Source organism: Treponema peruense (assembly GCF_016117655.1).
Taxonomy (GTDB): domain Bacteria; phylum Spirochaetota; class Spirochaetia; order Treponematales; family Treponemataceae; genus Treponema_D; species Treponema_D peruense.
In genome coordinates this window covers 2,074,655-2,087,890 of record NZ_CP064936.1, presented here as the reverse complement: position 1 = coordinate 2,087,890, position 13,236 = coordinate 2,074,655, and the positions used below count along the sequence as shown (strand labels likewise).

Genomic DNA, 13,236 nt, shown 5'->3' with positions numbered 1-13,236 from the left:
GTCTGTATTTTAACGTTTTATTTGAGCATGGTCAATGAAAGATACAAATTCAGTTCAAAGTAAATTAAGTAAATGTCTAAAGGCCGCCGATATTTTTTACCCGAGGAATTTCTGCGCCGGGGTTACTGTCCAGACAGCCTTGAGCGGAACATCGCCCGTGTTTTCAAGTGTGTGCGGCGCTCCTGCACTGAATGTTACGCTGTCACCGCAGTCAAGTTCGTAGCGTTCGTTTTCGTAGTGGAGAATTCCGCTTCCTTCAAGGATAAGGCCCACTTCCTTGCCAAGATGTCCGTAGCTTCCGCGGTGGGTTCTGCTTTTTGGCGGAATCGTAATCATGTAGCTTTCCAGTGTATTCTGACCGTCTTTTTCTGCAGGCGCGCTTACTTCTTCAAACATGATGTCTTCTTCGTTTATTGTGCGTCTTTCACCGGAGCGAATTATTGAAACGGGACGCCTTCTGTTGTATTCCTCAAAAAGATATTCAAGGTTAATGTCAAGAACATTTGCCAGTGAAAGAAGAGTGTCTATTGCAGGAGACACGCGGTTCCTTTCTATCTGGGAAACAAGACTTTCGCTTACTCCTGCCTGAAGAGCAACTGTCTTGAGGGTGAGATGTTTTTTTTCTCTTACACTTCTGATTTTTTCACCGAAGTGGTAGATTCTTTTTTTACTTTCAATTTCTGTATTATTGATGATTTCTGATTCCATTTTATTCCTAGAGGGCAAAAGTGTCTTTTTTCTGTTTTTCCTGATTCTGTTCCATTACAAATCTTATGAAGTGGTCTTCAAGCGTGTTTTTTGGTCCCGGAAGATGAAGTCTCTGTCTGGCACGCGCATTGTCTCTGCGGACTGTGTAAAGAAGATAGAAGTCCCTGTAGTCAAGGCTTACGTCTGTCTTTACGCGCTCGCCAAGATAGAAACTTACTTCATCACGGCCTATTGCCTTTACGCCCTGACCCCTGAGAATTTCCCTGAGGCGACGTATCTGTTCATAGGACAGGCCGAACAGGAATTCTTCCATAGCCTGTGAAACTTCTTCATCACCAAGACGTGCCTTTATAAAAGATGTCCACTGTTCGTCCATCTGTATGCTTACGAGAAGAAGTTCGCTTGTTCCCATCATCGTGCCGAATGCAGGGGCAAGTTTTCTTCGAGCTGCCCAAACCGACTGAAGAACCGGGGCAATGTCCGATATAGTCTGGTCTGCGCGGTGTTCCCAAAGAATTATGAGCGAATTGGCCAGCTGCCTTCTTAATTCCATAGAAAGGGATTTGTCTTTTATAAGATTAAGATACACGTCTTCTGCCATAAGAGTGAACATCATCGAAACTGTCTCGTCGGTATATTCCTTGACGTGCTTTTCATCCATGAGTGCGTAAACTCTTGCGAGTTTTGACATGGAAAAGAAAGTGTGAATCTTTGCGACGAGAAATCCTTTTCCGAGTATTGCCTTTGAAGGCATGTGCAGCATTGTGTCTCCGTCTTCCTGGTAGGAAATTATGCTTTCTACAAGTGTTTCCGGAGTGCGCACAGAAGATGTCGTGTTTGCGCGTTCAAGAAGTGAGGGGAACTGTGCAATTGCTTTTGCAAGGTTTTCTACGTCACTGAGTCTGTTGCGTATTCTTTCTATTCTGTCAGGTGCGTTGACTTTGAGTGCCTCAAGCAGCCTGTTTACGAGCTCTTCCTGATTTTTTGTAAGGACAATAATTCCTGTCTGGATGGAATCCTTGATCATATCTTCCTTATCAAAAAAGTCTTCTATGCTTACTTGAGTAAATTCTATTTTGTTTTTTGCCGCCTGTGTTTCTTTAAGAGCGGTATTTTTTTCTTTTTCCACTATAACTTCCCGTCTGTGAATTATAGCATAGTTTTTTTTTTATTCAACTGTCTTATATTGATTGTGAACAGACAAAAAACGGCCGATACTATTGTTATGAAGAAAAATATATTTTTGGGAGTGATTGTATATATTTTCGCTTCCGTACTGTCATCTTATGCGCAGGAACAGAATGCACCTGCAGAAAACCGTGGACCTCTTACGGTACTGCAGGAAGATCTTGTTGTAGAAAGAAATTCTTCACTTGGCGGAATAGACCTTTATATAAGAAAGAAAAACGGTACCGAAAGTGTAATGCTTGTTGAAACAACAAAGGATCCTTTGGGAAAGGCAGACAATTATGCCTACAGAGCCGCAGAGTGGAATGCAGTAAACGGTAATGAAATTCGTTATCTTGACGGAAAGGAACTCAAGTCGGAGTATTCCAGATTCAGCCTGGTATCTTCAACTGTTGTTTCCCACGGAGACTTCGCTGAATGTTTTCATATTTATATTCCACAGGAAATTCACTACGGATACCCGTGGTCGCGCAACGGAACTGTAAAAATAGGCAAAGGCACTTTTATTAACATCAGAACTTTTTCAAAAAAATATGCCGACTACACAGGTGAGTTTGCAGACAATCCGTTTATGTTTGACATAGCGCCAGTTCCTGTTTCTGCGCCAAAGAGCGAACCCGTACCTCTTCCCGAACCAGAACCTGAGCCCGAAAAGCCGGCGCCTCTTCCCGAACCCGAAGTAACGCTTACAGACCAATACAATTCCGCGGCGGCAGAAAAATTTGCCGAACTTGCAGACAAGGGGCGTGGTGCCGTTACATATTCAAAGGGACCCGAAACTTTGTGCCAGGATCTTCTTGAGTCAGTTGAAGCCGTAATGCCGAAAGACGCAGCAGACATTGTTTTTGCGATTGACACGACCGGCAGTATGAAAGATGACATGGATACTTTAAAAAACGAATGGGTTCCAAAACTTTTTGAACAGGCAAAGAAATTCGGCGATTTGAGGCTGGGACTTCTTTTTTACAGGGACTACAATGATTCATACAGTTTTAAAGGTCTTCCTGTAAAATACTTTGACTTTACAAGATACCCGCAGCAGTTTGAAAAGTGTCTTGCCACGGCTGTCATAAGGGGGAATGAAGGCGGTGATGTTCCCGAAGCAGTATACGAAGCGCTTTATGCAGCCCTCAAGTATTATGATTGGCGCAAAGATGCTTCAAAAAAAATAATTCTTATAGGAGATGCAGAACCACATCCCAGTCCGCGCGGTTCAAAAAAGATTACGCAGGAATACGTGACAACCCTTGCCGCAGAAAAGGGAATTGTGCTTGACTGCATAATTGTTCCTGACGGCAAGGGCGGCGCTCGCTAGATTGAATAAAACGCGGCTTTGAAAAACTAATTTTTGGAGCCGGAGTTTATTTTTTTTAGATCGTTTTCGGCAAGTTTTTTGAATGCACCAGGAAGTGCACCCGGCTGGCTTGAATCATAGATTTGTATAATTTCTTCAAGAATCGGTTTTGCCAGATCGTATTTTTTCTGCTTTACGTATATGTGTGCGGCTTCGTAGCGTCCTTCCACATAAACTGCAGTATTCATTCCATAGCGCTTCAGAAGTGTGTCGTAGTATTCCAGGGCATCTTCTGTTTTCCCTTCATCAAGTGCGGTCTGTGCAGCCTGAACAATTTCCTGGCTGGTGGCGTTTATTGAAAGGGGCTCTTTCTTTGTTGTAAGACATGAAGTTGCCGCAACAGAAAGCGCGGCGCAGAATAAAGTTTCTGCAATTTTTGCTGTAAATATTGAATGTTTCATTCCTAAAGTGTATCATTTTTTCTTGTTTAAATACAGTGTCGCCTGCCCATCGGGTAGTTTTGGAGGAAAAAAATGGTAACAGTCGGAATTATTGGCGCTACAGGATATGCCGGTGTGGAACTTCTGCGGATTCTGCTGAGACACCCGCATGTAAAATACATTTACTGCAGTTCTGTATCTTTTGAAGGACAGAATATCGATGACGTTTATCCCAATCTTAAGGGAATGCTTGGCGACAAGTGCGGCCGTGTTCTTCTGAGTGCAGATGAAATAAAAGAAAAAGCAGACATTCTTTTTACGGCTCTTCCCCACGGAATTGCAGAACAGTACGCTGACTACTGCGTCAAAAACGGAAAAAAACTTATAGACCTCAGTGCAGACTTCCGCTACGGAACCGACGAGGCTACCTTTACAAAATGGTATAAAAAAACATGGGACTTCCCCGAAGTTCATCAGGAATGTGTTTATGGTTCTCCGGAAATGAACAGGGAAAGCATACGTTCTGCAAGAATTATCGGAAACCCGGGCTGCTATGTTACAAGCGTTACACTTGGACTGCTTCCTGCACTGAAGAATTCTCTGGTTGATGTAAATACAATTATTGCAGACAGCAAAAGCGGTGTTACCGGTGCTGGAAGAAATCCTTCCATGACAAACCAGTTCTGCGAGTGTGGTGAAAGCTTCAGTGCATATAAGGTAGGAAACCACCGCCACCAGAGCGAGATAGAGCGCAATCTTTCTATTCTTGCCGGAACAAAGGCAAATGTAATTTTTACACCGCATCTTATTCCGCAGAACCGCGGCATTCTTTCTACAATTTATGCCCCGCTTACCCAAAGCGCAGCCGGAACAATTGCTGCCGAAGCCGAAAAACGCGGCTGTACTCCGGATGAAGTTGTGCGTGACATTTACAGAAAAACTTATGAAAACGAGCCTTTTGTACGCGTGCTTGACGCCGGTGTGAATGCCACGACACGTGTTGTGCGCTACAGCAATTTCTGTGACATACAGGTTTATGTTGTTAACGGTGGAAAAATGCTTGAAGTCGTAAGCTGTCTGGACAATATGATTAAGGGAGCTGCCGGTCAGGCCGTTCAGAATATGAATCTTATGTACGGCTTTGGGGAAACAGAAGCAATAGACTTTGTTCCGCCGGCCTTTTAGTTTCAATGATTATCCTTCGGAGACTCATTGAAACGCCGGAGTCTTTGATTCCGTATAGATATGATATTTTAACGGCTTTTGGAGAAAATCGTTGAAACTTATTTGAATCCCAGATGGTTGGCTTGGGGGATTGAATACATTTTTGTTACGGTCTTTCCTTCTACAACCATCTGCGCGGAACTGCCTCCGTCAAACTGCATGGCATTTGTACAGCCAAGGTTTTTGAACAGCAGTGCGCAGGCAGGGTAGGAAAGGCCGGTGCTTTTTGAATTTTTTTCCACTGTCATAAGATAAAGTACCGTTCCATCCGTTGTTATTCCGGCGGCTGTTCTTGCGTCTTTTATATCTCTTCTGTATTCAATTATTTCTGAATCCCTGAGTATCTGAAAAAATCCGCCCAGGGCAATGTATGTGTCCTGTGTTTCAGGAACTGACTGCGATTCTTCTATCTGTGCAGAAAATTTTGTGCCGTCGTCTTTGTGCTGTTTTATTACAAGTGCGCAGTATTTTTCTACAGGTGGCGAAAACATTGTTCCGTCTGCAAAGTGAAGCCCGGTAATTGTACGCTTTCCCTTGAAAATACGAGAGAGAGGGTTTCTGGAACAGCCGAACGGTGAGGCGTTTACTGCAATTGCGGCATTTGTATTTTTTGCAAACTCCTGCGTGGTGAGTGCCTTAAGCTTGGAATCTTTCTGTTCACTGCCAGAAGGATAAGTTACAGGCTGCACTCCCGAAAGCAGATTGACTTTTACGACGTGAACCCTTACCGGAATGCTTTTGTCATAGAGAAGGGCATATTCTATCTGTCCCTGCGATTTGACTTTTGTCCATGAAATGCTGCTGCAGGAAAGAAGTGTTTCTTTTTGTACGGGAACTTCTTTTTGCGGAAGGGTTGTACACGAAATAACTGAGAATAATAAAAAAACAGAAGTGAGGACAGATGCGGCTTTTCTTAAAAAAAAGAACCCCCGGAAATCTCCGAGGGTTGTTCCGCAAGTCCTGCTATTAATAAGCTGACTTTGACTCATGCGGTCTGTGATTTTTTTTCATCAACTTGCGCTGCAATGACTTGTTCTTGCGGTTAAGGATTGTAGAGGGCTTTTCGTAATATTCGCGCTTTTTGTATTCGCGGATAATGCCTTCCTTTTCAACCATTCTCTTGAAGCGTTTGATTGCCTTCTCGAGGTTCTCATTGTCGTCAACACTGATTGTTGCCATATCTTTATTCACCATCCTCACCGGCGGAAGTTCCACAGGGATTTATATTATGCAGAAAATTCCGTCCTTTGTCAATATATACAGTCAAATTCAAGCAGTTGTAAAATTCTGCATGCCGTTGTTTATGTCAATCCTGTAAAGGAAACAGAAGAGGCCGTGTAGTGACTAAATGTCTTTAAAGGTTTAGACTTGCGGAATGAAAATGATTTTAATGGGAACGGGGACCAGCCACGGAATTCCCGTAATAGGATGCGACTGTGCGGTCTGCCGTTCTGATGATGTACGTGACAAAAGATTAAGGTGCAGCCTGTATGTTTCTGAACCGGCATCTGTTGTTATAGATACAGGCCCTGAATTCAGAATACAGGCATTGAGGTGCGGTATAAAAAGACTTGACGCCGTACTTTTAACGCACAGCCATGCCGACCATCTGCACGGAATAGACGATCTGCGCGTTTTTAGCCATACAAAATCTGTTGATCCTTCATTCAACGGGGAGTGCGAAACTTTTGGTGAAGGACTTCCGATTTATGCAAACAGTCAGACTGTAAATGATATAGAAAACCGCTTTGACTATGTTTTTAATCCGGTGGTTGAAGGCGGCGGAAAACCCAAGCTTTGCATGAAGTCATTTTCGGGCAAAAGTGAACCGCTTTATGTCGGAAATCTCAGGATTATTCCGCTTCCCATAATGCACGGAAACCTTGAAGTAAGCGGGTATCTTCTTACCGAAGAAAAAGACGGCTGCAGAAAAAGTGCGGCCTATCTTACCGACTGCAATTTTATTCCCGAAGAAACTTTCAGAATTATAGGTGAACAGGCCGGGCAGCTGGTTCATGTTATTATAGACGGACTTCGGGTGGAACCGCATTCCACGCACTTTTCATTTGAACAGGCTCTTGAAGCGGCCGAAAGGATTGGTGCAGAAAATACCTGGCTTACACACATTACGCACAATATGTCCCATACAGATATTAAAAAATATGTTGATTCTGTTCTGGATAATTTTCCTGCATTAAAGAAGTCTGTTTCTGACGGCGGAAGGGTAGGGCCTGCTTTTGACGGGCTGGAACTTTCTTTTTAAGGCAGTCTGTTGAACAGCAAAAAAAATCCCGTCCTTTTAACGGGACGGGTTTGAAAATCTTTTAGAAAAGATTATTTGTTCTCTTCTTTAGCAGGTGCTCCGGCATTGGCTGGAACAACGTTGATTTTCTTTGTAATAAATCCGCTGCGAAGACACTGTGTGCAGATCTTGAGAGTTCTGGTTGTTCCGAAAATCTCTGTCTTGATCTTAAGAAGATTTGGCTTCCAAGTGCGGCGTGTGTGATTGTATGATTTGCTGACCTTGTTACCGTGCATTGTGCCTTTTCCGCAAATATCGCATGTTCTTGACATATCTCTTACCTACCTAAAAAAAAATCAAATACAATAAGTTTTGATAATATACATGAAAAATACGTTCTTGTCAATCAGTTTACCCCGTATGGGGTTATTCCCGCTGTTATTTACCGTAAGTTTTTTCTATTTCAAGAATCTGGTCTCTTATAACGGCGGCCTGTTCGTAGTCCAGGTGGTCTGCACATTCTGACATCTGCTTTTTAAGGGCTTCAATCAGTTTTTTGCGCTGGGCAGGTACAAAGAGATTTGATGTTTTCTTGAGGATTTCAAGTTCTGTTTTTGCATTTTCTTCTGCATCTGTTTTTTCATGGACAAGAATATCTTCTACGGCTTTTGTAATTGTTTTTGGCGTTATTCCGTGTTCTTTATTGTATTCTTCCTGGATTTTTCTGCGACGGGAAGTTTCTTCTATGGCTTCCTTCATGGCATCGCTCATCCGGTCTGCATACATTACGACTGTTCCCTGTGCATTTCTTGCAGCGCGGCCTATAATCTGGATAAGCGAAGTTGTGCTTCTCAAAAAACCGATTTTGTCTGCGTCAAGAATTGCAATGAAAGAGACTTCGGGCAGATCTATTCCTTCCCTGAGCAGATTTATTCCTATCAAAACATCAGTTTCCCCTGAACGCAGGCTTTTGAGGATTTCCACACGCTCAAAGGTGTCTATTTCTGAGTGAATGTATTTTACCTTTAAGTTAAGTCCGGTAAGATAGTCCGTAAGGTCTTCTGCCATTTTTTTTGTAAGTGTAAGAACCAGCGAACGTTCGTGTTTTTTGATTCTTTCCTGGATTTCGTTGTAGATGTCCTGCATCTGGCCTTCGCTCGGGCGCACTTCGATAAGCGGATCCAGAAGTCCTGTAGGGCGGATAAGCTGTTCAACAACTTGAGTGGACTTTTGTATTTCTTCTTTGCGCGGTGTTGCCGTTACGTAAATAACCTGCCCCAGTTTTGCTGCAAATTCTTCTGCCTTAAGCGGTCTGTTGTCAAGCGCACTCGGCAGTCTGAAGCCGAAGTCTATGAGATTCTGCTTGCGGCTGCGGTCTCCTTCGTACATGGCGCCAATCTGCGGAACCGTTACGTGGGCTTCATCTATCATGCACAGAAAGTCGTCGGGAAAATAGTGGAGCAGTGTTGCCGGAGGGGCACCGTGTTTTCTGCCTGCAATGGGTGCCGAATAATTTTCTATTCCGGAACAGTAGCCCATTTCGCGCATCATTTCTATATCGTATGTTGTTCTTGTTTTAAGGCGCTCTGCTTCAAGTATTTTTCCCTGGCCGCGCAGTTCTTCCAGGCGTTCGTTGAGTTCGGCTTCGATTTTCTGCGTGGCGGTGTTGAGCATGTCCTGCGGAACGACAAAGTGTTTTGCAGGGTAGAGCCACAGTTCGTCAAGGTTTTCTATTGTTTCGCCGGTAATGGTGTCAAAGCGTTTTATTGCAGACACTTCTTCAAAGTCAAGTTCTATTCTGTAAGCCTGGTCTGTTTCCATGTAGGGAGGGAAAACTTCTATCGTATCTCCCTTTATTCTGAATCGTCCGCGTTCAAGTACCATGTCGTTGCGTGTGTATTGGACTGCAATGAGTTTTTCTGCAAGCGTGTGCGGGTCAAGTGTCTGGCCTACTTCTATTCCCGTGCGCATTTCCTTGTAGAGTTCAGGCATACCAAGTCCGTATATGCAGCTTACGGTGGCAACAATTATTACGTCACGGCGTTCCATGAGGCTGTATGTTGCCGCAAGACGCAGTTTGTCTATTTCTGCATTGACGTCGGCGTCTTTTTCTATATAGAGGTCACGCGCCGGAACATAGGCTTCGGGCTGGTAATAGTCGTAGTAGCTTACAAAGTATTCGACGGCGTTGTCGGGGAAAAATGTTTTGAATTCGCGGTAGAGCTGGGCCGAAAGGGTTTTATTGTGGCTTATGATAAGCGTGGGTCTTTGTACGGCTTCTATTATTTTTGCCATGGTAAACGTTTTGCCACTTCCCGTTACGCCCTTGAGTGTCTGGAATTTGTCTCCGCGCAGAAAACCTTCCGCAAGTTTTTGGATTGCCTGTGGCTGGTCTCCTGCAGGTTCATACGGTGAACAGACTTTGAATTTTCTCATCATGCCTCCGATGAGTTTTTGGGTGACTCCAGTGTAACCGTTATTTTTTCGTAGCGCCCCTTTCTGTAAACGGTAACAGTAACTTTGTCTCCCGGAACCTTGTCTTCGAGTGCGCTGTAGTAGTCGGCCAGTTTTGAAATGCTTATGCCGTCAATTTCGGTAATGATGTCTCCGCCCAGGTATATTATCTGCGGATTGTAGGTTCCGTACTGGACTGCCATTGTTCCGCCTTGAAGACCTGCTTTTTCTGCAAGACTGTTCTTTTCCACACTGTTGATTATCATTCCGGAAGAGATTTTGTATCCTGCAAAAGAAGCTATTCTTGGTGTGTTCTGTATAAGCGAAAGCTTCATTTCTCCGCGGTTTACCCTTCCGTAAGTCAGCAAATCACTTACAACGCGTCTGGCTGTACTTGCCGGAATTGCAAAACCGACTCCGCTCGAAGAGCCGCTTGTGGAATAAATCATTGTGTTTATGCCTATCATGCGCCCCTTGCTGTCCAGAAGAGGACCGCCTGAGTTTCCGGGGTTAATTGCAGCGTCTGTCTGTATCATGTTGCGGATAATTACGTTTTTTGCAGACTGGATAGGGCGGCCCAGTCCGGAAATGATACCTGTTGTCATTGTGCGTTCAAGTGCAAACGGGTTTCCTATTGCAATTACATTCTGGCCTACACGAAGGTTTTCTGAGTCTCCGAACGAAATTGTTTTGAGTTCCACATTCTGCGGCGGATCGAATTTAAGGACCGCAATGTCGCTGCTTTCGTCAAGACCAACGACTTTTCCTTCGTATGAAGTTCCGTCGGCAAGGGAAATTGTGATAAGGGTTGCGTTTTTAACGACATGAACGTTTGTTACGACGTAACCCCTTTTGTCAATGATTGACCCCGACCCCGAACCGCTGTCTTTGAGTTCAGGCTCGTAGAACCAGTTGTAGTCCATGACTTTTGTCGTGATGTTTACAACCGCTTCGTTGCATTTTTCGTATACCGAAATATTCTGTATCTCGTCCTGAGTGTAGTCCGACGAATTGTTTATTACCTGAAGCACCGGGGAATTCGTCTGGAGTTCTGCTTCTTTTTTCTGCGGAACAGCTTCCTGTGTCTCTGTAACGGAACCGCTGCTCTGTGCTGTTTCTGTCTGCTGCGGGTTTTCTGTTCCGTGTGAATTTTTTATTACTGCAGCACATATCAGTGCCGAAATTGCGGCTGCGGTAATTCCTGCGGCTGCCGTGCGTACCAAAAGCTGTCTTTTTGAATAAAGTTTCATAATACCAATATAGCGTCAATGCGCCTGAGTGTCAAAATGTGAGTGACACCGCGGCATTTGCGTTTAAATAAATCCCGCCTTCGGGAAACAATGTGCAGCCGGTCTGCAGTATAAGATAAGCCCTTGTGCTTCCGAGATATATGCAGGCCTGAATTCCGGCGTCTGCATGGTCAAACCAGACATTTTCTTTTGGAAAAGAGGTTATTGCGGCATATGCACCCGCAGAAAAAAAGTCCGTTGTTTTGAGGACTGTTATTCCGTTTTTCCAAAGATGCGCAAATTCTTCTGTTCCGGTATAGAATGTGTACTGCGAGGAAAGACCGGCGAACGTTCCGTCAGATTCTGTTCCCATCATTCCGCAGAAAGAAATTCCGCTGCCGTCATCAGGGCATTTTTCTTCGGGAAAGAATTTTGCTGTACTTTCGAATGCTGCAGAAATTCCGTACTTAAGGGAAGTTTTGTCTGTTACCAGACTGCTCCACGCGAATTTTGCGGCTCCTGATGCACTGAACCTGTCTGAACCTGCGAAAAATCCTGTGAAGTTTCCTGAAAGTTCCAGAAAGTCCGCGGCAGTAAATGCAAGCGATATTTTGTACGGTGCGCCGGCAAAAGTTTTTTCACTTAACGGGGCAAAACAGACACCGGCACCGAATTCCATTGTAAACGAACCTGAAGGATTGTTTTTTGGAACAGGAAGACCTGCAATTCCGCTTCCGAAAGAAGTGATTGAAAGCTGAGGGTAGGTTATTGACGAATCTATGCTGAATGAAGCCACCACTTCTTTTTTGCCTGCACAGAGTACGGCTTTGTAGGTTCCGTCCGGGGCAATGTAACCGTCTTTGTCTGTCCCGTCCCATGAGTATGTTCCGTTCCAGGTTGTAAACGTATATTCGCTGGAACTTAAAATACTGCCGCTTTCGTCTGTAATATAGAGGGTTCCTGTTTCGGGCGCGGTTACAGAAAAATTTATGTCTATTGAACCTAGTCCTCCTGCATTGCGCGGGTTGAATTTCTTTTTTGACGCGGTAACCGATGTTATTTCGAATTCAGCCTTCTGCAGCGTAAGTGAAACTGTTCGTGTCATGCCGCGGATTATTGTTATCGTGGAATTTTCCTTTTTGTAACCGAATTTTTCGGCAGAAATTCTGTGGAAGCCTTCGTCCAGTTCTATTGCCGAAGATGAACTGAATACACGGCCGCCGTCTACGTAAATGTCTGCGCCTGAAGGGGATGTCTGCACGTAAAGAAAACCCGAAATTTTTTCAAGATCGGCGTATATATCGTGTGTTTGTCCCGGACGCAGATTTATGCTGATTGTCCTGGTTTCGTAGTGGGGCTTTTGTATTCTTAAGGTATGGTTTCCCGGCTCGATTTCTGTAATGCGTACAGGTGCCGTTCCTCTATAGCTTCCGTCAAGGTAAACCGAAGCGCCGCTTGTGTTGACGTGTACACTGAGGGACGCTTTTTTTTGCTTTACCGCGGTAATATCGTCCGAGCCTGTAAAAACCGGTGTACGTGATGCTGAAACCTGAGCATAATTGTACTGCAGTGAAAAAAGTGTCGCCGCCAGAACCAGTATTTTTTTTAATTTCATCGTGCTCTCCGGAAAAAGTTGTGGATTCCGTTTTTTTTACGCATAAATTATAACACCAATACTGCATTGTTTCAAAGCATGTCATGTTCAAGAAAGCTGAAGTAGTCGTTTTTTGTGATTATGATATGGTCCATAAATGTTATTCCCAGGATTCCTGCCGCCTGCTGAAGAACTTTTGTTGACTCAACATCGGCGTGGCTGGGACTGCATTTTCCGTAAGGGTGGTTGTGGCAGCATATTATTCCCGAAGCGTGTTCCGAAACTGCCCCTGCAAAAATTTCTCTGGGGTGAACAAGCGTTCTGTTTGTTGTTCCTACAGAGATAAGTCTTATTTTGATAAGTTCGTGGGCGCCGTTTACTGTTGCCGTAACAAAATGTTCCGTAGGTTTGAGCGAATAATGCTGGACGTACGGAACAATGTCGCTGGGTTTGTTGACCGTTTTTTTCTGGTAACTGTTGCGCCGCCTTCCAAGTTCGAGTGCAGCCGCTATAACAAGGGCCCGCGAAGTTCCGACACCTTCTATTGAAACAAGATTTTGAATCAGGTTTTCATCATTGCTGGCATTGAGCATGTCTATGACTTCCTGAGACAAAAGTTCAATGGGGTTTTTCCTTGTTCCCCGGCCCAGAATAAGCATAATGAGTTCTTCATCACTGGGATAGTAAATTCCATTTCTGAGCGTAAGTTCCCTTATGTCGGGCTTGTCGTTCAATTCTTCTAGTTGTAAATTTATATTGTCCATACTATATATATAGACTTTGAAAAGTAGAATTTGCAAAAATCGGCAACACATTCTTGAGATTTTTTTTAATTAATTATATTGTTTACTCTGCGGAATGTA

13 protein-coding genes are annotated in these 13,236 nt (G+C 44.1%); 3 read left to right on the top strand and 10 right to left on the bottom strand.

Features of this window, described 5'->3' with window-relative positions; translation table 11 throughout:
• Positions 1 to 96: 96 nt before the first annotated feature.
• Both IWA51_RS09480 and IWA51_RS09475 read right to left on the bottom strand, forming a co-directional pair.
• A complete protein-coding gene (locus IWA51_RS09480; protein WP_198442226.1) occupies positions 97 to 708 on the bottom strand; it encodes a cupin domain-containing protein in 612 nt (203 codons plus the stop codon).
• Positions 709 to 715: 7 nt separating this feature from the next.
• Entirely contained in the window at positions 716 to 1,837 is a 1,122-nt protein-coding gene (locus IWA51_RS09475; protein ID WP_198442225.1) for a hypothetical protein, read from the bottom strand.
• Positions 1,838 to 1,933: 96 nt separating this feature from the next.
• Here IWA51_RS09475 and IWA51_RS09470 point away from each other — a divergent pair, with 96 nt between their 5' ends.
• Positions 1,934 to 3,211 carry a vWA domain-containing protein gene (locus tag IWA51_RS09470; protein ID WP_198442224.1) on the top strand — a complete coding sequence of 426 codons (1,278 nt, stop codon included), beginning with the start codon at positions 1,934 to 1,936 and terminating at the stop codon, positions 3,209 to 3,211.
• Positions 3,212 to 3,237: 26 nt separating this feature from the next.
• On the opposite strand, the gene IWA51_RS09465 is transcribed toward IWA51_RS09470, so the two are convergent.
• The gene (locus IWA51_RS09465; RefSeq protein ID WP_198442223.1) at positions 3,238 to 3,651 is read right to left on the bottom strand and encodes an outer membrane protein assembly factor BamD; all 414 of its coding nucleotides are present in this window, start codon (positions 3,649 to 3,651) and stop codon (positions 3,238 to 3,240) included.
• A gap of 72 nt (positions 3,652 to 3,723) precedes the next feature.
• Between IWA51_RS09465 and argC the strand changes: the two genes are divergently transcribed.
• Positions 3,724 to 4,815, top strand: coding sequence for an N-acetyl-gamma-glutamyl-phosphate reductase (gene argC / locus IWA51_RS09460; protein ID WP_177527669.1), 1,092 nt, complete (start codon positions 3,724 to 3,726; stop codon positions 4,813 to 4,815).
• Positions 4,816 to 4,913: 98 nt separating this feature from the next.
• On the opposite strand, the gene IWA51_RS09455 is transcribed toward argC, so the two are convergent.
• Positions 4,914 to 5,843 carry a phosphodiester glycosidase family protein gene (locus tag IWA51_RS09455; RefSeq protein WP_198442222.1) on the bottom strand — a complete coding sequence of 310 codons (930 nt, stop codon included), beginning with the start codon at positions 5,841 to 5,843 and terminating at the stop codon, positions 4,914 to 4,916.
• On the bottom strand, positions 5,821 to 6,033 hold the full coding sequence (gene rpsU / locus IWA51_RS09450; protein ID WP_177527667.1) for a 30S ribosomal protein S21: 213 nt from the start codon (positions 6,031 to 6,033) through the stop codon (positions 5,821 to 5,823). Before rpsU ends, IWA51_RS09455 begins: the two co-directional genes overlap by 23 nt.
• Positions 6,034 to 6,229: 196 nt before the next feature.
• Here rpsU and IWA51_RS09445 point away from each other — a divergent pair, with 196 nt between their 5' ends.
• A complete protein-coding gene (locus IWA51_RS09445; protein WP_198442221.1) occupies positions 6,230 to 7,117 on the top strand; it encodes an MBL fold metallo-hydrolase in 888 nt (295 codons plus the stop codon).
• 71 nt (positions 7,118 to 7,188) lie between these two features.
• On the opposite strand, the gene rpmB is transcribed toward IWA51_RS09445, so the two are convergent.
• The 5 genes from rpmB to IWA51_RS09420 all read right to left on the bottom strand — a co-directional run bounded on the left by rpmB (position 7,189) and on the right by IWA51_RS09420 (position 13,137).
• Entirely contained in the window at positions 7,189 to 7,428 is a 240-nt protein-coding gene (gene rpmB, locus IWA51_RS09440) for a 50S ribosomal protein L28 (RefSeq protein ID WP_177527665.1), read from the bottom strand.
• Positions 7,429 to 7,534: 106 nt separating this feature from the next.
• Entirely contained in the window at positions 7,535 to 9,532 is a 1,998-nt protein-coding gene (gene uvrB, locus IWA51_RS09435) for an excinuclease ABC subunit UvrB (protein WP_329601805.1), read from the bottom strand.
• Positions 9,532 to 10,800: a S1C family serine protease gene (locus tag IWA51_RS09430; protein ID WP_198442219.1), complete on the bottom strand. Its 1,269-nt coding sequence runs from the start codon at positions 10,798 to 10,800 to the stop codon at positions 9,532 to 9,534. Before IWA51_RS09430 ends, uvrB begins: the two co-directional genes overlap by 1 nt.
• Before the next feature lie 31 nt (positions 10,801 to 10,831).
• Positions 10,832 to 12,394, bottom strand: coding sequence for a PEGA domain-containing protein (locus IWA51_RS09425; protein WP_198442218.1), 1,563 nt, complete (start codon positions 12,392 to 12,394; stop codon positions 10,832 to 10,834).
• A 71-nt stretch (positions 12,395 to 12,465) separates the two neighbouring features.
• Entirely contained in the window at positions 12,466 to 13,137 is a 672-nt protein-coding gene (locus IWA51_RS09420) for a JAB domain-containing protein (RefSeq protein WP_198442217.1), read from the bottom strand.
• Between the last annotated feature and the right edge of the window lie 99 nt (positions 13,138 to 13,236).